The organism is Ensifer sp. Root127 (assembly GCF_001425225.1).
Taxonomy (GTDB): Bacteria; Pseudomonadota; Alphaproteobacteria; order Rhizobiales; family Rhizobiaceae; genus Ensifer; species Ensifer canadensis.
The window spans coordinates 92,866-110,781 of sequence record NZ_LMDX01000053.1 but is presented as its reverse complement, the minus strand read 5'-3'; the positions used below and the strand labels follow the sequence as shown (position 1 = coordinate 110,781).

19 protein-coding genes are annotated in these 17,916 nt (G+C 55.3%); 14 read left to right on the top strand and 5 right to left on the bottom strand.

Going from position 1 to position 17,916, the window contains the following annotated elements:
• Positions 1-111: 111 nt before the first annotated feature.
• Positions 112-213, bottom strand: a complete 102-nt coding sequence (locus tag ASD03_RS41205) for a hypothetical protein (RefSeq protein ID WP_280137643.1) — start codon at positions 211-213, stop codon at positions 112-114.
• A gap of 780 nt (positions 214-993) precedes the next feature.
• Between ASD03_RS41205 and ASD03_RS39565 the strand changes: the two genes are divergently transcribed.
• The 3 genes from ASD03_RS39565 to ASD03_RS34430 all read left to right on the top strand — a co-directional run bounded on the left by ASD03_RS39565 (position 994) and on the right by ASD03_RS34430 (position 3,311).
• Positions 994-1,170 (top strand): hypothetical protein, encoded by a 177-nt coding sequence (locus ASD03_RS39565; RefSeq protein ID WP_156408126.1) that lies wholly within the window; start codon positions 994-996, stop codon positions 1,168-1,170.
• A 387-nt stretch (positions 1,171-1,557) separates the two neighbouring features.
• The gene (locus tag ASD03_RS34435) at positions 1,558-1,932 is read left to right on the top strand and encodes a hypothetical protein (RefSeq protein WP_057218525.1); all 375 of its coding nucleotides are present in this window, start codon (positions 1,558-1,560) and stop codon (positions 1,930-1,932) included.
• A 305-nt stretch (positions 1,933-2,237) separates the two neighbouring features.
• Positions 2,238-3,311, top strand: coding sequence for a PAS domain S-box protein (locus ASD03_RS34430; RefSeq protein ID WP_082557478.1), 1,074 nt, complete (start codon positions 2,238-2,240; stop codon positions 3,309-3,311).
• A 167-nt stretch (positions 3,312-3,478) separates the two neighbouring features.
• On the opposite strand, the gene ASD03_RS34425 is transcribed toward ASD03_RS34430, so the two are convergent.
• Positions 3,479-4,456: a YihY/virulence factor BrkB family protein gene (locus tag ASD03_RS34425; protein ID WP_244494729.1), complete on the bottom strand. Its 978-nt coding sequence runs from the start codon at positions 4,454-4,456 to the stop codon at positions 3,479-3,481.
• Positions 4,457-5,862: 1,406 nt separating this feature from the next.
• On the opposite strand from ASD03_RS34425, the gene ASD03_RS34415 reads away from it, so the two are divergent.
• The 5 genes from ASD03_RS34415 to ASD03_RS34395 all read left to right on the top strand — a co-directional run bounded on the left by ASD03_RS34415 (position 5,863) and on the right by ASD03_RS34395 (position 9,337).
• Positions 5,863-6,294 (top strand): transposase, encoded by a 432-nt coding sequence (locus ASD03_RS34415; protein ID WP_057218520.1) that lies wholly within the window; start codon positions 5,863-5,865, stop codon positions 6,292-6,294.
• A 184-nt stretch (positions 6,295-6,478) separates the two neighbouring features.
• On the top strand, positions 6,479-7,006 hold the full coding sequence (locus ASD03_RS34410; protein ID WP_057218517.1) for a hypothetical protein: 528 nt from the start codon (positions 6,479-6,481) through the stop codon (positions 7,004-7,006).
• 587 nt (positions 7,007-7,593) lie between these two features.
• Positions 7,594-8,076, top strand: a complete 483-nt coding sequence (locus tag ASD03_RS34405) for a pyridoxamine 5'-phosphate oxidase family protein (protein WP_057205507.1) — start codon at positions 7,594-7,596, stop codon at positions 8,074-8,076.
• Between the two features lie 24 nt (positions 8,077-8,100).
• Positions 8,101-8,364: a hypothetical protein gene (locus tag ASD03_RS34400; RefSeq protein ID WP_057205504.1), complete on the top strand. Its 264-nt coding sequence runs from the start codon at positions 8,101-8,103 to the stop codon at positions 8,362-8,364.
• 118 nt (positions 8,365-8,482) lie between these two features.
• Positions 8,483-9,337: an NmrA family NAD(P)-binding protein gene (locus tag ASD03_RS34395; protein WP_057218515.1), complete on the top strand. Its 855-nt coding sequence runs from the start codon at positions 8,483-8,485 to the stop codon at positions 9,335-9,337.
• Between the two features lie 170 nt (positions 9,338-9,507).
• Here ASD03_RS34395 and ASD03_RS34390 read toward each other — a convergent pair whose 3' ends face one another.
• Entirely contained in the window at positions 9,508-9,696 is a 189-nt protein-coding gene (locus tag ASD03_RS34390; RefSeq protein WP_057205499.1) for a hypothetical protein, read from the bottom strand.
• Positions 9,697-9,985: 289 nt separating this feature from the next.
• Here ASD03_RS34390 and ASD03_RS34385 point away from each other — a divergent pair, with 289 nt between their 5' ends.
• From ASD03_RS34385 to ASD03_RS40930, 5 genes are all read left to right on the top strand, one after another.
• A complete protein-coding gene (locus tag ASD03_RS34385) occupies positions 9,986-10,288 on the top strand; it encodes a helix-turn-helix transcriptional regulator (RefSeq protein ID WP_057218513.1) in 303 nt (100 codons plus the stop codon).
• Positions 10,281-11,534: a HipA domain-containing protein gene (locus ASD03_RS34380; RefSeq protein ID WP_057218511.1), complete on the top strand. Its 1,254-nt coding sequence runs from the start codon at positions 10,281-10,283 to the stop codon at positions 11,532-11,534. The genes ASD03_RS34385 and ASD03_RS34380 overlap by 8 nt, the downstream gene beginning before the upstream one ends.
• Before the next feature lie 237 nt (positions 11,535-11,771).
• Positions 11,772-12,017 (top strand): BrnT family toxin, encoded by a 246-nt coding sequence (locus ASD03_RS34375; protein WP_057218509.1) that lies wholly within the window; start codon positions 11,772-11,774, stop codon positions 12,015-12,017.
• Entirely contained in the window at positions 12,014-12,340 is a 327-nt protein-coding gene (locus ASD03_RS34370; RefSeq protein WP_025431031.1) for a BrnA antitoxin family protein, read from the top strand. The genes ASD03_RS34375 and ASD03_RS34370 overlap by 4 nt, the downstream gene beginning before the upstream one ends.
• Positions 12,341-12,729: 389 nt before the next feature.
• Positions 12,730-13,029, top strand: a complete 300-nt coding sequence (locus ASD03_RS40930) for a hypothetical protein (RefSeq protein WP_244494728.1) — start codon at positions 12,730-12,732, stop codon at positions 13,027-13,029.
• A gap of 295 nt (positions 13,030-13,324) precedes the next feature.
• On the opposite strand, the gene ASD03_RS34360 is transcribed toward ASD03_RS40930, so the two are convergent.
• Positions 13,325-15,346: a methyl-accepting chemotaxis protein gene (locus tag ASD03_RS34360; RefSeq protein WP_244494727.1), complete on the bottom strand. Its 2,022-nt coding sequence runs from the start codon at positions 15,344-15,346 to the stop codon at positions 13,325-13,327.
• Between the two features lie 828 nt (positions 15,347-16,174).
• The gene (locus tag ASD03_RS39560) at positions 16,175-16,327 is read right to left on the bottom strand and encodes a hypothetical protein (RefSeq protein ID WP_156408125.1); all 153 of its coding nucleotides are present in this window, start codon (positions 16,325-16,327) and stop codon (positions 16,175-16,177) included.
• Position 16,328: 1 nt separating this feature from the next.
• On the opposite strand from ASD03_RS39560, the gene ASD03_RS34355 reads away from it, so the two are divergent.
• Positions 16,329-17,846: a Fic family protein gene (locus ASD03_RS34355; protein WP_063997128.1), complete on the top strand. Its 1,518-nt coding sequence runs from the start codon at positions 16,329-16,331 to the stop codon at positions 17,844-17,846.
• Positions 17,847-17,916 lie beyond the last annotated feature (70 nt).

The window sequence follows — 17,916 nt, the reverse complement described above, 5'->3', positions numbered from 1 at the left end:
TCTGCAGCTCGTGGATGCTCGAAGCGCGTTGCCTTAACCAATTGCGCTTGGATAGGTTTGAGGTCACGGAAAAGAGACTGCGTTCGCCTCTCGGGCCACGGATGGGGATCGTTAGGCCGTGACCATACGGGAGGTTAGTGTTGGCCGCTGATCAAGAGACGACCAATCCACCGGGAAGAATCCCGAGCGAACGACGTCAACAACCGGATCTATGTCGAAATAGCACTTGTCGACGTAGATCTCCGTCCACTTATCCGGTCAGGTCGTGCAGTAATACGGATATAAGGCTGAGGTTCCTCCGCCGCAAACCAAGAGGAAGGTCATGTGCGACAAGCCGTATCGCTTGCGAAGTTCGCCCAGCAGAGGGTTGAAGATCATCCGCCCAACTGGCTGCCCGTAGCTTCCTCATGGACAATGACAGTCTGCGGTTATCGACCATCGGGGAATACTCCAGTGTCCCGCCCATTTGGATCTGTGTTCCCGAACCGAACTTTCAGATCTCAGAACAGATCCTAATGGCGGCGCTTGGGCAGCGGAACTGCAGGAAATACAGGTAGCAGATGCGGGGCGCACCTGAAACTGCAGACTGCAGTTCCGTCAAAGACGTAGCGCGGGTAACAATCGACTGCGATCGGCGGCGGTACGAGCAGACTTGGCCGCCGTTCGGAAAGAACACAAGTCGTTTAAGCGGCTCCTCAATGAAGGGCGTGACAGTCCGATTGGGCTCTGCTTTAATTAGAGACGCCTTAAAGGTAATGGCTGACGGCAAAGCACCTGACGTTACCGTAAGGCATGAGCGCGAGCGGAGTGAATCAGCTGGCTTTGAAACCCTCTCCTTGCGGCTGGTGATGGACTGGAGATGGACCGGGAGTTGTTGCGATTTCGACATCACTCTGGCACATCAAAAAGGGTTTTGAGGAAACGATCTTGAGCCGTTCTTGCCGGAACGCACCGGCGACCTAGTTTCCGAAAATCGGAAGAGAGGAGCTTCTAATGAATGACCACAAGGATCAGCGCGGCTCGATTGATGAGATGCCTAGTGCAATGGCACTTCAAGACATTTCGTTGAAGCTGCGAAAACTGGCGGATGAGCTGGCGGATCTGAAAGATCGTGCGACTGAAGAAGTTGGCGCTGACGACTCGTCGGACGAATTGCTCCCCGAAGACTGAGCCATGGCCCGCAAACTCTTCATAACGGACCTGGGTTAACTTTCAGAACCGAACGAAATGTCGGAGTTGACTGATGGGCTATGACTGGAATGGCGCTCGCTGGCGGCGGATGAGGGTGGCGCGATATGGCACGGCGGTAGCTTTGGCAGGATTGCTCGTAGCCGTTGCCAGCAGGGTCGTCATCAATGCACTTTGATCGTATTGGCTTGCGGCGGCGATTGCGCGGGGATGCGCCATCGAGACGCGATGTCGGGTTCGTCTTTCCATTTTCAAAAAAAGGGCCAGGTGGCAACGATGTTGCCAAGGATGACATTCGCGTTTCCGGATCTAGTGGAACCTTGGACCTTGAGCTCGGTTTATGAGAGACAAACGCGACAGGAGAGTTCCATGGCCAGCTATCTCGACAACAAAAAAACCAAACAACACGACGCCGCGCCAATTCCCGCGGTCCGCGCCCGCCAAGGTTTTCTTGGCGTTCCGGTTCTCGCTGTGCTTGTCGGTGGACTTGTTCTTGCCATGGTCGCATGGGGCATAGCGGGTCTTTACGGTGAAGGTATCGACGATGACGCCGCGACCGCCCCAGAACAGGTCACAACGGAAAAACCAGCAGTAACTCCGAGCAACCAAGGCGTCATCGACAACAATTCTTCAGAAAATGGGAGCGCGCAAACTGCCCCTGTCGATCGCGATCCGACCGCCGAGTCTGGAACTGGTGGTCCGTCAGAGATCAGGACGCCAACCGGAACGGAGAAGACCAAGTAGGTCCCGCGACTAAAGCAATGCAACCATTATAGCGATGGTCAACATAGCGAACGCGACCAGGCCGGTATTGAGAAAATGAGCTCGGCTTCGATTGGTTTTGAAGGTACGAGACATGACCTCACACCTCACCATTCAAGGAGAAACGCGGGCCGTCCTTGTGCGATGCGTCGCCGGGTGCTTATCGCGTGAAATTTAGCAGCGTTCGATGTATTTTTTCAATTCGCACGAGAGGGGACGGACTTGCGTCGCCGCTTTTCTTGTTCAAGGATGGCGCGTGGTCCCAGCATGGTTCGTGAGAGTGAAATATGTCTTCTGATTCTTGTGTTGAAGCGTCGCGTGGTGAAGCCGTGCCCCCGGTAGGCGATTGTCCTGAGGGACCGGATGCTGGCGCTCTTCTCGCTGCAATCGTAGAATCCTCTGATGATGCAATAGTCAGCAAGAGCCTGCAGGGGATTATCACGAGCTGGAATCAAGGAGCTCAACGGCTATTCGGCTATAGCGCCGATGAGGTCATTGGCAAACCGGTCACCATTCTTATTCCCACCGATCGGCTGGATGAGGAGCCTGCTATTCTGGCTCGACTTCAGGCGGGAGAACGTGTCGATCACTTTGAAACGATTAGACGTCGCAAGGACGGTACTTTGCTCGACATTTCGCTGACGGTTTCACCTATCCGCAATACGCAAGGCAAGATCGTCGGGGCCTCCAAGATCGCGCGGGATGTCACCGAGCGTAAACGTCATGCCGAACAACAATCCCTGCTGCTCCGCGAAATGCATCATCGGGTGAAGAACCTGTTTGCCTTGGCGGGTGGATTGGTGACCCTTGCAGCAAAGAATGCTGAGACGCCCTCCGAACTTGCACACGGGTTGAGGGAGCGATTGAATGCCTTGGCCAGGGCACATGAGATCACCTTGCCTAATCTCCAAATGGACAGCGTCCCTGCGCAACATACCACGACGCTTTTCCGTCTCTTGCAAACCTTGACGGCGCCCTACCAGGAGGACGCGCGCCCGAGATGCGTCATGTCAGGCCTCGACGTCGAAATTAGTGCTGGGAGTTTGACAAGTCTGTCGCTCCTCTTGCATGAATTTATGACAAATGCCGTCAAATATGGAGCATTTTCCGCCGATACGGGCGATATTTCGGTCGAAAGCGAACTTCACTCCGGGACATTGCACCTAACTTGGCGAGAATCCGGCGGCCCTCCAGTGTCTCCGCCGGATGCAGAACTTGGCACCCTCGGCTTTGGGAGTCGCCTGGAAACGGTGCTGAGAACCAACCTTAAATGCCAGATCATGCGTGAGTGGCGCCGCGAAGGCATCGTTATCCGAGCACTGTTTCCCATCGCGGTAATCAATGACATAAATACGATATGATGCACGGCAACAAGGCGGCGCGGCGATAGGTCGGTACGAGATTGCTTCGGCTCTACGGTTAGCGAGCCTCTAGTTGCAGGAACGTTACTAGGGCCGTTCTTCTACTTGCACGAGCGGGAGGGGTCGCGATAGCCGGCCGTCCGAACGGCGCCGGGTAACAAAACGTTTCAGTTGGAAGGGGGAGCCGGGTCACCCACCGTATCTGCGACATAGGCCCCTCGCTCGCCCATCGGAAGAGGGCTACCTGTTGTGGAATCGCACATCGTTTGATGCTCAAGTTCCGCGTTGATTTCCGCCCCAAGGATGAGGATGATGACCGAGATCCAGGTCCAAACCATGAAACCGACAAACGCGCCGAGTGTGCCATAGGTTGCATTATAGTTTGCAAAATGGTCGAGGTAGAATGAAAACAGCAGTGATGTGCCCAACCACATGAGTGTGGTAAAGGCAGCACCCCAGGTAAGCCATGGAGACTTCGCCGGTTCACGACTTGGTCCAAACCGATAGAGCATCGCGGCACCTCCGGTGAACATAAGTAGCAGTATCGGCCATCGAGCGAAATCGACGAGTAGTTCAGCCCATCGCTCGAGCCCGATGAAGCCCAGCCAGACAGGTAACACCGCGACCGCTAGGACTGCCAAAATAGCTGCAATCATGCCGCCGACGGTGAAAGCCATCGCTAAACTGGTGCGGTGCAAGAAGCTGCGCTTCTCGCTTTCGCCGTACGCAATGTTCATTGCTTCAAAAACCGCCGCGATCCCGTTATGCGCGCTCCATAACGCCATACTTGAGCTGATCAGCAGTCCAAGGCCTGCCGTGGTGGGCTTCTGCGATGCAAGTGTACCTAATTGGTCCAGGATCAGTCTTAGGGCTTCCGATGGCACGATATATACGAGGAATTCCATCTGCCTTGAGATATCTGCTGGGTCCGCGGCAAAGGCATAGAGAGAGACAAAGATGCCCAATGCGGGGAAAATTGCGAGCAACAGGTAGTAGGTCACACCGGCCGCAATCATCGCAACCCTGTCCTCGGTAAAGCTGACATAAACCCGCCAGGTCACATCCCACAGTCCCTTCGCGGGTATCTGCCCTGGCGATTTGGCGTCTCGACCCTTTGGGTCGTTCCCGGCGTTGTTCTCTGGCACTATGGGGTTCCCTTTCGCCGTCGATAGCTTCCGTCTTCGATTAAACGGATTGGTGGGAAACTGGTTCGAACCTCTGCAGTCCAAATTGCGTTGTGTGGTCGGCCAGTGGCCGGTTACGAGCGCATCTACCGATGCTACGTCGAAACTCCTGCGTTCTCGGTCTTGCAATATCGGAGCGCGCATATCGAGACCAACCACGAGCGAAATTGAATGTTCCAAAGAACCGGATCAACGATAGCCGCGGCTTGCTGGAAGAGCGGACCAACCCAAAGCCCTCATCGTTAGGCCGTTAAGCGTCGGCGCGCATCAAAGTGTTTCATGGAAAGGGGATCGTCTGGCCTTTGACTTAAGGCAGATCCTTCACGTCGCATGCGCCTCGATATCTTAAGCGGGAATGGCCGTCTCGAATGTTGTGGCGATCGCAAGCATGTCATTTGCCGCGGCCACACTTCATGCTGCTAAGGGTTCTATAGTGTTGTCGCGGCAATATTGCTGGCGCTGCCAATCGACTTCCTTAAAATTCATCGACAGCGGTTTTGCTTTGGAGCGCTGTTATCGACGGTTCTGATGCCCAATTCCAAGCGATGAAGGCAGTATACAGTTGGAAGGCTTTGCAGGGTTTCGGGTGGTCCGCGACGGCTGCGATGGCTCGCATCCTTGGCGAAGATCAACTTATGATCCGCTGATCGAAAGGCAAAATCGGTTTGCCCGAGAGAATGTCTCCTGGGTGGAAGGAGCGGTTGATTGGTCAAGTGAGCCGGCGAGATTAGGTGGCCCCTCCGGTTGCCAAAAAATCGGAGGAGCCGGGCTCACAAGGTGCAATGTCAGACTTCGCTGACGACCATCCAATCGCGATCGCTGAAGAAGGTTCCAGCATTTGGGAACAAATTTTGCCCGAGCGTCTCAAACTGACATCTTCAGTTTCCTGCGGTCGGGTTCTAGAGCGCCACGCCTCACGCCATAGTGTGTGCAAGCAGCGTCACCTCGTCGTTGGTTCCGTGGAATTCATCCATGATGAAGCGAGCGCGCAACGTCACACCACATGCATACCCCGATCGAAAACGCCCTGCAGGAACTTCAATTCGCCCGGGCTCACCTGCTTGGCTTTTCCCGCAATATCCCGCATCGCAGCCTCCTTATCAGTGGACTGACGGCTGCAAAAGTATATCATAATAACAGCGGATTGGCTGTGCTTCCTAAACCGGTACCAGTTCTCCGGCCGGTACTGATATTGCTGGATCTGGACACTGAATATCGACAGGGTGCTCCGCTTGACGTGTACTATCGGCTTGGATATTCCAGACCTCTCACTCCGTAGCTGACGATAATGCGTGGATGCACGTCTGGACATTGACGCCCTGAGGCTCTACGCGGGAAAAGCGAATAGTCCAATATGGGAGAATAACATGGTGGATGAGAGTAATATCGAGCAACCCGCAGTTCACGGCGAAACAATCAGCGATAAAATGACACGGAAGCCCGCGGCATCTAAAAGCCAGGACAAGGCATCCCCAGCCAAGGCTCCCGCAGGCAGGTCTGTCAGGCACTCGCAGGAGGAGAAAACAGCAAAGCTCAATCGGATTGAGACCTTGATGCGCGAACGCAAAACCACGCTCAAGGATGCTGTAAAGGATGTTGGTATTGGCGAACAGACCTATTACAACTGGAAAAAGGCCGCCGGTGCCCAGCTCGTAATGCAGCCGAGTATTGAGGCTCTGCCCGACGATCTGGAAGATTTGGTGAAGCTTGAAGAAGAGAACTTGCGACTTCGCAAGAACCTGGCTGAAAAGCTGCGCTCGGAAAATGCCGTGTTGCGCAAACGGCTTGGTTTGGACTAAACACTAGGCTCATGGGCGGCGGCGTCACAACGCCGCTCCGGTCGGGAAGCGTCGGTGTTCTCATGGGGCGCTGTTCCATTTGATCGATCATAAGGATCAGTTCGTAGCGAACCGCACTCGGCGTTGGGTGCTCCTTTCGGGTCGCTAATTCTCATTGCTAGTTCGTTGCGGAGTGAAGGCTCATATGAAGCCAAGTAAGAGAAGTTTCGTCGTGGAGTTCAAATCGTCTCGGCGGCGCCCAAAGCCCCAGCCTACGTCGATTTGGGGTGGTACAGATTTTAAGTCGCTTGCTCGCGAGGTGGAAGTTCTCTTGCCTCATGCATCACATCTGGACGAGCCTTTCGTCGAGGCCAGCTCGCCAGCTGACAATTCCGTAAGTTCATTGCCCGTATTCACTGGGGATCTAACCGCAAGCGCAAAAGTGCTTGAAGGAGAGGCCATCACAGCGGACGACCGCAAAATTAAACTGCCCCGGAAAATAAGAACGTTACCGCCCCAAAAACAGGCGGCTCTTGGAGAGCAGGCGGCAGAGGTATTGGATAATCTGCCGCGCCTCAATCACAACGCGTCCACTGAAGTTGGTCTCGATTCTGCCTCCCGTGTTGAGCTAGATAAACTTGAACACGAGAATGTGTGGCTGAAGAGATTGCTAGCTGAAAAGCTCCATTCCGAGAATCTCAAGATGCAGAAAATGCTCCAAAGATTCAAGTGATCACCACATAAGCCCACCTACCGCCGCAAGGCGGGCGGGTGGGATCCAAGTGTCCGATGCTATGATAGAACTAGCTGCTCTGTGCTGTCGCCCAATGTGCCCCCAGCTTCTCCGGCTGCTGTCGAGATGAACTCCGCGGCTCTCGACCGCTTCTGTGTCGCCCAGTGGTAGGCAGCCGCTGACCCGGTTCTTTAGCCGTCCGGAAGAGGGCTCCGCGAGCAGGAGCCGTTAAGGATCGTCTTTTGATCTCAGCACGATATGCAGAGCGCTCGCGGTAAGCTCCTTACAGCCACTCCGGCAGAGCGAAGACGACTGATTGAAGCGCATCGGCAAGCCTTGCCGCGCCAGAACCGCTGATCATTGGGAACCTTTCGACCGACAAACGGTTTTTCCGTTTGTCGTCTCCGGCGCCGGGCCGGTCCGCTGTGTCCCATGAAACGAAGTCTGAGGCAAAGCGCAGTCAGGGTGCGCGATGGCGACAATTTTAATGGTCGCTCGCCGCTAGTTTGCGGCTGAGGACATAGGTGTCGTGATAGCCAGGACCGAGCGTCGCCTATGGAACGGCAGACCTCTAGAGGAGAGTTTCTATGACACATGACAAAGATGAGCAGGCAAAAGTCTGGAACCTTGCTGAGAAGATCGGATTCTGCATGCTTGCTACCCAGGTCGGCGATAGCATTCGCTCCCGACCAATGTCTGCACATCCACAGGCGAGCGAAAATGCTTTTTATTTCCTCACGGACGTCGCAAGTCACAAGGATGACGAGATCGAGACAAATCGCTCCGTCTGCCTCGCTTTCGCAGAATCCAAGGGGCAGAAATACGTTTCGATTTCCGGCGCCGCTGAAGTGCTAAATGATCGATCAAAAATTCGCGACCTGTGGGCCACGCCTGCCAAGGCTTGGTGGGATAGCCCAGACGATCCGTCGATCCGTGTCCTCAAGGTCACCCCTGATTTCGCCGAATACTGGGACAGTCCGGGCACGATCGTTAGCTACATTAAAATGGCTGCGGCCGCAGTCAGCCATGTCCGGCCGGACATGGGCGACAACGCCAAGGTCACTATGTGAACGATCCAGGGAAGGAAGTGGGTTATGAGCAGTTCAGAAAGTACTACGGACCACGACACGATCCGATCATGGGTTGAAAAACGGCGTGGAACCCCTTCCGTCATCCGCACGGAAGGAAAGGGCGGCGTGCTTCGTATCGATTTCGGAGAAAAAGAGGAAGCTTTTGAAGAAGTCGAGTGGGAGGAATTCTTCAGGATTTTCGACGAGGCGAAGCTCGCCTTCCTCTACCAAGATAAGACAAGCGATGGCAACCTCAGCCGTTTCAACAAATTCGTGGAACGAGGCTGAAGTCAACACTTCGATGAAGCGGATCGCAGCGCTGAGTGATGCAGCGAAATCGAGTCTTGCTTGAGTTGCCGACGGGCTTCCCCGAGGGCAGCATTTTTAGCTTAAGAGGAAGATAAATATGTACGTCGTCCTGGGAGCCACCGGACATGTCGGTTCGAGCGTTGTCGCGGCTCTCGGTTCGTCAGGCGAGCACGTTACCGCCATCGCTCATGATCCGGAAAAGGCGAAAACTATCCAAGGAAACAACGTCGAAGTAGTTATCGCTGACGTGGCAAATGAGGATCGGCTTCACGCTGTTTTCAGGCAGGCAAAACGCGCTTTCCTTCTCAATCCGCCGGCAAGCCCAGCCTCCGATACCAACAGCGAGGAACTCAAAACCGCTCGAAGCATCGCGAGAGCTGTCGGAGGATCAGACCTGGAGAAGGTCGTCGTTGCATCCTCTTATGGCGCTCAGGCTGGCGACGGCATTGGTGACTTGTCCGTCCTTTACGAATTTGAGAAGCTTGTGCAAGGAACTGGGGTACCGACTGCGATAAACCGGGCGGCCTATTACTTCACCAATCTGGATAATCTGCTGGAGACAGCTAAAGAGGGACATCTGTCGTCGCCTTTCCCCGGAGATCTTGTGTTGCCGATGGTCTCTCCTGCGGACCTCGCAGAGGTAGCGGCGATACGACTTTCAAGCACCAACAATGACGTCGGTATTAAGTATGTCGAGGGCCCGCGAAGATACACTTTTACGGAAGTGGCCCAAGCCTTCTCAAACGCGCTTGGTCTTCCTGTCGCACTACAAGGGATAGCCCGTCAAGGGATCGAAAAGAGCTTCCGAGAGCAGGGGTTTTCCGAGGCCGCCGCCCGCTCCTATGCCCGCATGACCATGGCGACGATTGACGGTGCCGAACTGCCTAACGAGCCGATCCGTGGGAAAGTCACACTCGAAGAGCATGTCAATTCACTCGTCTCGCAGACGTAACCTAAGCGTCGAATGCGTCACTACCCACCATTTCGAGTTTTGCGTGCGCCCGCTTTCCGTGATGATGAATGGTTTCAGCGACAGCGACATCTCCAGCCGACCGAGAGTTTCCCGGCGCCTCACAGGTGCGCGTAGCGGCGCTTTTGGAATTTCATGTTTCGGCATCGACTTCAGGGTCTTTGTTTGTCTCCAGCGCTCTTACCGTCAGAGCTTCTGGAACGCTCCTCAAATCGGTCCTCGCCCTTTGCCAGCGGGCTTCCTTTCTGGCGTTCCACCCGTCTCTCCTCCTTTTCAGCGCTCTCTTTCAAGCCTTTGGCCGACTCTTCGCCTGCGGGCGTCGGTTTTTTGGCCTCTTTCATTTTCAATCTCCAGAGTTTTGTTCCCACAACGGTGGACGCCAGGTCTCGACCAGGAACACAAGTTTCCGATTTCAGTTGAACGTCTATACTCGGGCGATGTTCCTCACACCTCTTCTCCGCGCCGCTGGAGCCGCGCGCTCGATCTGGGAACTGCCTAATCGCTGAGAAAGACGATCCGTAAACGGATCACTTATCTGCAAAGGTCCCCATACATATCATTTTTATTGACTGTGAGGTTAGATATTTATACGTATCATTTCGAATGGAATGATATGTTAAGGTATCAAACATGAGATCAGAGGCTCTACTTCAAATCGGTCGATTGTTAAAGACGAAGCGTAAAGGCTTGGGGCTCACACAAGAGCAAGTTGCCGAGATGGCAGGCATATCGCGTCCTCGGTATCGCGAAATCGAGACGGGGAGCGCCGCGGCCCGTACGACGACGCTGATCAACATTGCTCGCGCCCTCGGTCTCGAAATTATGCTTATCCCTCAGGCGATGGTCCCAGCCGTTGATGCGTTGCTACGACCGAATGACGACGACGATTTGCCCGCCTTCATGTCCCGTCCCGACGGTGACACTGATGTCTAATACGTCTCTAAATCCCAAATCGGTCTCATTGCTTGAGGTGTTGTTGAACAATCTGAAGGTCGGCACGATCGTCAGGACACCCGGCGATTTCAACGCGTTCAGCTTCGAGGATAGCTATCGCGCTACGGGTGGTTTCCCTGTGCTCAGTCTGTCTTTTCGCGCGGCAACCGGAGGATTGCGCAAGGATCCAAAACCTGTAGCTAGAGCTTTGCCCGCATTTTTTGCCAATCTTCTTCCCGAGGACAAACTGCGCGAGGCGATGGAAAAGCACCACGCAGGCAGTGTTCGCGCTGGGAACGATTTCGATCTGCTTGTCGCCCTCGGGTCGGATTTACCAGGTGCTGTCCGCGTCGTACCAAGCGAAGGAGTGGTTGCTAATGCCGACGCTCTGTCACGTCCCGAACAGAAGGCCCGGTTTTCGCTCGCGGGTGTGCAGATGAAACCTTCGGTCATCAAGAACACGGGCAAGGGTGGGGGCCTGACCATCCCGCTCGGGGATGAGCAGGGGGCTTATATCGCCAAGTTTCCTTCGACTTCGTTTCCGGGCGTCTCGGAGAACGAATATGCCAATCTAGCTCTGGCCGATGCGATCGGCATGGATGTGCCGGAACGTGAGCTTGTCGAACAATCGGAATTCGCGGGTACTCCGGAGGAATTGAATACGCTGTCCGACGGGAAAGTCTTGCTCGTCAAACGCTTCGATCGCGGCGTGGATGGTGAGCGGATCCATGTCGAGGATTTTGCTCAGGTGTTCGGCATCTATCCTTCGCGCAAATACGAAGGCGCGGCCTATCACGATATCGCCGCTGCACTCGGCGTTGCGGTTTCCTCTTCGGCCGCGCTGGAATTCGTCCGACGGTTGGCTTTGGCCGCCATCAGTGGCAATGGTGACATGCACCTCAAAAATTGGTCGCTGATCTATCGCGGCGCCGGCGACAAGCCGGCACTTGCACCGGTCTACGACGTGCTCTCGACGGTTCCCTATATTCCGGCTGATGCTATGGCGCTGCCGCTTGCCGGCGACCGCTCCTTCAAGGCAATGAATGCACAACGGTGGAAGGCCTTCGCTAACCGTTCACGTCTGCCGGAAGCTGCTGTGCTCAAAGCGGTGACCGAGACGGTTGAATGTGTAAACCAGCTTTGGTGGTCCCTGCCTGAACGTGCCGTTATTCCTGAAAAAGTGCTGGAACGAGTCGATGCCCACATAAAGCTTATGACGCCAATACTCGGCACTTGCGCAGATTAGCATTGGAAATCCGTTCGAATGCCGCATCCGGCAGGGCCTCAAATCGAAACGAGGTGGCCGTCTGGTTTCAGAACGTTTAAAGCTTTCGCAAGCATTTCGGATCGTCGCTATTCAGCACGACGTCGTAATTCAAGAGTCGAGCGGCCTTAGCGTCGGATGCGAAATTGTGGTTCATCTCCTCGATTAAACGTATCACGTTTATTCTTGCATTAATGAATAAATGTGATACAGAAATGCATGAAGATCGCCTACGATAACCACAAGCGCCAGTCCAACATAGTCAAGCACGGCTATGACTTTGACGATCTGGACGGCGAGTTCTTCATGTCGTCTCTCGTGATCCCGGCAAAGGAAGGCCGCTTCATGGCAATCGGCGTCCTGCGCAACGGCGTTATCGCAGTCGTGTTCGCCCACCTTGGAACCGAAGGCATTTCCATCATTTCCATGCGTGACGCCAGCCAGAAGGAAAGGAACCTACTATGACCAACCAACCCCGCAAGGTTCGCTACCTCTCCGATAAAGAAGAGGCTGAAATCCAACGTAAGATAGCCAGTGACCCCGACGCGCCAGAGGCAACAGATGATCAGTTAGCTCAAGCAAGGCCGTTTGCGGAAGCTTTCCCTGACCTGGCTGAAAGCATCAAGAGGTCTAGAGGGCGCCCGGCTATCGAAAAACCTCGGCAACAGATATCCATTCGGTTGGACCCCGACATCATCGAGCACTACAAGCGCAACTGCGGCAAGGGCTGGCAAAGTCGATTGAACGACGATCTTAGAAAGGTCGCGGGATTGAAGAAAGCCAGCTAACCTCGCCCCCGGACTATCGGGACGGGTGTCAATTAGGCGATATCTGTTCGGCCTGTGAGCGCGCCGCCGCAAGTCGCAGTTTATCGATTGTTGTCCCAGATGTTGGACACTCGATGTTGTACTCTGAGCTTCCTGGCGAGCGCGTCCTCTCCCAGGACAAGGGCCGTCAGCCATGCCGGTTCACCGAACGGTCCGTGAAGGTTCGACATCTTTGCTGCGGCGAGTGCGGGTCGGGCCGAAAGTGCAAGCGCCCTCAGCAGATGGGCCGAGCCGACGGAACACACCATCTCGATTGCCCACCAGTGATCCTCGCTGATCTCGCGCGCGAGCTTCTCCGTGCGGATGCGCCATGCCTGGGCGTAGCAATGGGAACCGAACAGGAGATGTGCGTGATACGGATCGGGCCGGGCAGCATTCCTGCAGCCTATATCTCGATGGTGGGGCGCGATGAGCGCTATAGGAGTGGCGGTTACGGTGGCGATCTCCTTGCCGATTGTCTCAAACGGATTGCCCGAATTGCCGACCAGATCGGGATCGCCGTTGTTCTCCTTGACGTCCTCGAATGTGGCAATGAGGAAAAGACGAGGCGTCGCGTCGAACTCTACGCTGGGTATGGCTTCCAGTCGTTGCCATCGATGCCGATGCGCATGTTTTTGCCTGTCGCGACGATCAAAGGCCTATTGGATTGATCGGCCACGTTCCTTTGCGTGAAGAGAAGTTAAAGCCTTCTTTGAAAGTTTCACCCTTGATCTCGGTCATGGCTGCCTCGATGCCGGCGCGATGCGTTGCTTGAAGTAGCGATCGGCTGAGACAAGGATCCGTGAGCCGAGCAAGCAGCGCGGTTGTCCCTGCGGGTTGATCTCCTCGCTTTTTACGAAATAGAGAGAACTACGATGGTGGCGAGCCTTGTGCGTCTAAAGGCCATCGTTGGACGCGCTCCGTTGCTCGCGAGCGCGTCCAAGACGAATGCTAAATATCAACCTCTCAGAACTCTTCCCAGTCGCTGGTTGCCAGCGCCGCATTGCCGCTGAATGCGGACGCGACCTTACGGTTGAGCGAGCGGGCAGGGGAGGCGACTGCGGAATCAGCGCTACGGGCAACGCGCGGTGAGCCGGGATGCGTTGCGGTCATGCCTTCGAGCCTGAACTGGCTGACCAGTTCCCGCAGCCTAACGGCTTCCGAGGCAAGTGTGTTTGATGCCGCGTTCGATTGTTCCACCATTGCGGCATTCTGCTGGGTCGTCTGGTCCATCGAATTGACAGCCGTGTTGACCTCGGCAAGCCCCACTGACTGTTCTTTCGCGGATGTGGCGATCGATTCCATGTGCGCGTTGATCTCGACGATGAAGCCGCTGATGGTTTTCAATGCCGAACCGGCATCGCGAACCAGTTTCACTCCGTTTCCGACTTCTGTAGACGAGTTATGGATGAGCCCCTTGATTTCCTTGGCCGCTTGGGCGGACCGCTGGGCAAGTTCCCGCACTTCCTGGGCTACGACGGCAAAGCCCTTGCCGGCGTCGCCCGCCCGTGCCGCCTCCACCCCGGCGTTCAGCGCCAGGAGATTGGTCTGGAAAGCAATCTCGTCAATGACGCCGATGATGTTGGAAATCTGTTGTGAGCTTTCCTCGATCTTGCGCATGGCCTCTTCAGCATGTGAGACAACTTGCGCAGATTCGGCAGCCGATTGATTGGCGCGGCTCGCGACATTCTTGGCTTCTTCGGTGCGCTTGCTGGAATTGGCGACGTTGACAGTGATCTCGTCAAGAGCTGCGGCCGTTTCCTCCAGCGAGGCCGCTTGCTGCTCGGTGCGCTTCGATAGGTCGTCCGTACCGTCGGCGATCTCGCGGGTGCCGGTATCGAGCCCAGAGATCGAGTTCGATATTTCGGACATCGTCGTGCCGAGCTGGGAGACGGACTGGTTGAAGTCGCGGCGCAAGGCTTCGAAATCCTGCGCGAAGGCCTCGTTGAGCTGGAAAGCGAGGTCGCCGGAGGCGAGGCGCTTCAGGCCGGCGGCGAGTCCGGAGGTCGCAACGCGGAGGCGTTCGGCTGCATCGGCTTCGGCCTTTTCCTGCGTCGCAATCCGCTCGGCCTCGGCACGCCTGCGATTTTCTTCCGCCTCTTTCTCCAATCGCTTGTTGGCGATCGCGCCTTGCCGGAAAACTTCCAGCGCCTTGCCCATGTCGCCGATTTCGTCATTGTTCTTTGCAAGATCGATCTGGGCGTCCAACTGCCCACCTGCGACGAGGCCCATCGACGCACCGAGTTTGTACATGCCGCCAATGATCCGCTTGAAGGTCACGAGACCGACAATGGCAAGCATCAAAACGAGAGCGGACATGGCAGCGATCGTCAGGCTCCAGTAGAAGGAGGCACGCGCGTTCGCCTCATCCACTGCGGCTTGGGTGCGCGCTTCGAGTTTGACGAAGAAGGTATCGACCGGCTTCATGATCTCGGCCTTATAGCGATGGTAGTCCGGCGAGTTAAGCATCTGCGTCGCCTTGCGCTGGGACTCCGGCCCCTTCGTCGCGGCATTGTCCACGAGATCCATCGCCTCGGTTTCCAGCTTGATCAGGGCGTCGGAGCGCTTGCCGGCCTCGTCAAGGAGCGAGAATTCCTCGTCCGTGAAGCCGGCCTGCTTCATGAGGTCGTTTAGGGAAGCGGCGACACCATCTGGACGGGGCTTGGTCTCTCCGCTTGCGACGAAGTCCCAATAGATCCGGTGATAGTCTTGCGGGCGCGGCCGTGTACCGTTTCTGATCTCTACGACGGCATTGTATTGTTCCTTGAAAGAAACGTCGCCGGTTTCGGCATATGTCCGCACCAGACGAGTGAGGTCGTCGGACGACTGGCGCAAATTATCGGCAAGCAGATAAGATCGGTACTTCTGGTCGTAGGCCTTTGTCACATCCGTGGCAGCGCCGTCGTATCCCCACAGGCTACCGACCAGGCCCGTAATAGCGACACCGGTGGCGGATGCCAGGATGATGAATTGGTTCTTGATTCTCATGATGGACATTTCTCAACGTGGACATGTCTCTTCTGGCGCGCCGAATTCATTTCTGACGTGATGAAGTCATGTCACACACAAGTGCAATTCCCGAGATCATCGTCGGGTGGCTGAGGGAACGTGATGCAAAATGGTTAGCAAAGTGAGAATCTTTGAATGGATCTGCATTAGAAGCAATATTTTGTCTGAATACAATGTAAAGTTGCACCTATAAATATCTGCGATGCTCCGACATGTCGTAATCCGTTACTTCGTCCACCGGAGCAATACCTCTTTGCGCACACGTTACATGGCCGCCTGCATAGTGGCGGCGGATCGGATTCGCATCTAAGTATTCTGCATGAAGCCCCGATATGCCTCTGGAGTTCGGAGAAGAGTAGAGTCAACGAGGCGTTCCCAGCAGGCGACGTTTTGTCTTCATCGAAGGCGTCCAGTTGGCGTTATTTGCCGTTCGGTGTCTTCCCAGTTCGGAAGCTTCGCAAGGCGGCCTCAAAGCCTCATCAGCGGCATATTTGTAGTTTCAAGAGTGCGGTTTCGGCTCTGTAGCTGAGTGAGTGAGTATATCGATGGCCCAACAATAAAGGCGTTCTTGGACCGTCATGCCTGACCTGCTTGTTGCAACACGCGCTCTGTTTGTTGCTTTTATTCCAGACCGGATTCGCAACACAGGTGGACGGTGTAGCGCGGACCGTTCAGAGCCTTTGTTGCTTTCTTCATAGCTGCGGAGCCTATGGCGCTCGCCGCCTTTCCTCCTGCCGCCTGCGACACGGGGTGTGATTCGGCTTGGAATGTTCGGCGTTGATGCAATCTCGAATACGTTTTTCGACGCTAAGGCATTTTTGCATCGCATTTTTTACGCTCGAATGCATTTTTGAGGGCGCTCTTCTGAAAATGCTTGGCCATATAGCGTTTTTTGACGGCAGCAGGTAAAATAAAACGAATCTGAACAAGCGAATGCGTTTTTGAACGGGCGGGTTCCACGATGAGCGAATTCCCAGTCGGACAGAATTGGCTGAAGACGCATCTGGGCTTGGATTGCCCTGCGCCAGCCGTCGAGTCCTGGTGCGGCCAGACGTCTCGGAAAACATATGTAGAAGAGGGGAGAGTCATTGAAAAGTACCCCCTTGTCTATGCTCCCGAAGAAAGCACTGCAGGAAACCTCAAATTCGCTCTGAAGAATGAAACACTCGACATGGGCGTCATGGCCCAGACCATGAACAAGGTCGATCCGGCAGAGATCGAAGCCTGGGTCAAAACCGAGCCAAAAGGTGCGTTCGCCCGCCGGGCATGGTTTCTCTATGAATGGTTCACTGGAGCACGGCTTTCTCTGCCAGACGCGGGTACCGTGAATTACGTCCATGCGCTGGATGAAAAGAAAAACATCGGCGCGGCCGGCAGATTCTCACAACGCCACAAGGTTGTCGACAACATGCTCGGCGTGCCGGGACTATGCGTCACCGTACGTCCCACGAGGCTGATAGCCGATGCAAGAGCGTCGGAAATCAACAGGCAGGCTCAAGACATCGTAAACGATTGCGACCCAGCACTCCTTGCCAGAGCGATCCAGTACCTGTTCACCAAGGAGACGAAATCCTCCTTTGAGATCGAGCGCGAAGAGCCCACCGCGCAGAGAGCAGAACGCTTCGTTGCCGCGCTGAGGAATACCGCGGCTTTCGATCCGGCGAGCAAACGCGATCTCGTCGAGCTGCAGAATACGATCGTCGATCCGAGATATGCGGCAAACGATTTCCGCGATTTCCAGAATTTCGTCGGGCAGACGATCGGCCCCGGATTTGAAAAGGTCCATTTCATATGCCCGAAACCCGAGGATGTCGAACCGTTGATGGCCGCTTGGTCATTGCTGACCAAGCGGCTCAGGGGCATGTCGGACCCTGTGGTCGCGGCGACGGTTGTCGCTTTCGCTTTCGTCTACATACATCCGTTCGAAGACGGCAACGGGCGAATCCACCGCTTCCTGATCCACAACGTCCTGTCCAGAGAAGGCTTCACCCCCCCCGACTTTCTCTTCCCGGTATCCGCCGCCATCATCCGTGACGAAAAAGCATACGGGGCCACGCTTGATACGTTCTCGCGTCCCGCATTGGAAAGAACGGACTGGCGATGGGACAGGGATCACAACATCATCGTCAGGAACGACACCGCCCACCTCTATCGATATTTCGATGGCACTCCATCGGTGGAGTTCATCTATCAGAAGATCGCCGAGACGGTGCAGAAAGACCTCAAGGAGGAACTCGACTACATTCGTTATTTCGATGCCGGCTACACAGCTTTGACCGATGTAATCGATATGCCCAACCGCAGGGCGGCTTTGTTCGTCAAGCTGTGCCTACAGAACGGCCGCATCTCGAAAAAGAAACGCGGCCTGTTCGGGGAGCTGACCGATGACGAGGTTTCGTATCTGGAAGCCGCTGTGGCGGAAGCAGTTCAGCGCGTGAAGGATGGTTTGGATTGCGACGCCGAAGACGATGACACTTAGAACCCTCGGGACGCACGCCTTGGTGATCGGTCCGAAGGGAGATTTGGCGTCCCGAGGCGAACATGATCGA

What these genes read in the sequence shown, in the direction of transcription:
- ASD03_RS34390 (WP_057205499.1), bottom strand. Translation starts at nt 9,696, where the DNA reads ATGAAAGAGGCCAAAAAACCGACGCCCGCAGGCGAAGAGTCGGCCAAA.
- ASD03_RS34355 (WP_063997128.1), top strand. Translation starts at nt 16,329, where the DNA reads ATGAGCGAATTCCCAGTCGGACAGAATTGGCTGAAGACGCATCTGGGC.
- ASD03_RS34395 (WP_057218515.1), top strand. Translation starts at nt 8,483, where the DNA reads ATGTACGTCGTCCTGGGAGCCACCGGACATGTCGGTTCGAGCGTTGTC.
- ASD03_RS34400 (WP_057205504.1), top strand. Translation starts at nt 8,101, where the DNA reads ATGAGCAGTTCAGAAAGTACTACGGACCACGACACGATCCGATCATGG.
- ASD03_RS34435 (WP_057218525.1), top strand. Translation starts at nt 1,558, where the DNA reads ATGGCCAGCTATCTCGACAACAAAAAAACCAAACAACACGACGCCGCG.
- ASD03_RS34370 (WP_025431031.1), top strand. Translation starts at nt 12,014, where the DNA reads ATGACCAACCAACCCCGCAAGGTTCGCTACCTCTCCGATAAAGAAGAG.
- ASD03_RS39565 (WP_156408126.1), top strand. Translation starts at nt 994, where the DNA reads ATGAATGACCACAAGGATCAGCGCGGCTCGATTGATGAGATGCCTAGT.
- ASD03_RS34430 (WP_082557478.1), top strand. Translation starts at nt 2,238, where the DNA reads ATGTCTTCTGATTCTTGTGTTGAAGCGTCGCGTGGTGAAGCCGTGCCC.
- ASD03_RS34375 (WP_057218509.1), top strand. Translation starts at nt 11,772, where the DNA reads ATGAAGATCGCCTACGATAACCACAAGCGCCAGTCCAACATAGTCAAG.
- ASD03_RS34410 (WP_057218517.1), top strand. Translation starts at nt 6,479, where the DNA reads ATGAAGCCAAGTAAGAGAAGTTTCGTCGTGGAGTTCAAATCGTCTCGG.
- ASD03_RS34415 (WP_057218520.1), top strand. Translation starts at nt 5,863, where the DNA reads ATGGTGGATGAGAGTAATATCGAGCAACCCGCAGTTCACGGCGAAACA.
- ASD03_RS34385 (WP_057218513.1), top strand. Translation starts at nt 9,986, where the DNA reads ATGAGATCAGAGGCTCTACTTCAAATCGGTCGATTGTTAAAGACGAAG.
- ASD03_RS34360 (WP_244494727.1), bottom strand. Translation starts at nt 15,346, where the DNA reads ATGAGAATCAAGAACCAATTCATCATCCTGGCATCCGCCACCGGTGTC.
- ASD03_RS34405 (WP_057205507.1), top strand. Translation starts at nt 7,594, where the DNA reads ATGACACATGACAAAGATGAGCAGGCAAAAGTCTGGAACCTTGCTGAG.
- ASD03_RS34380 (WP_057218511.1), top strand. Translation starts at nt 10,281, where the DNA reads ATGTCTAATACGTCTCTAAATCCCAAATCGGTCTCATTGCTTGAGGTG.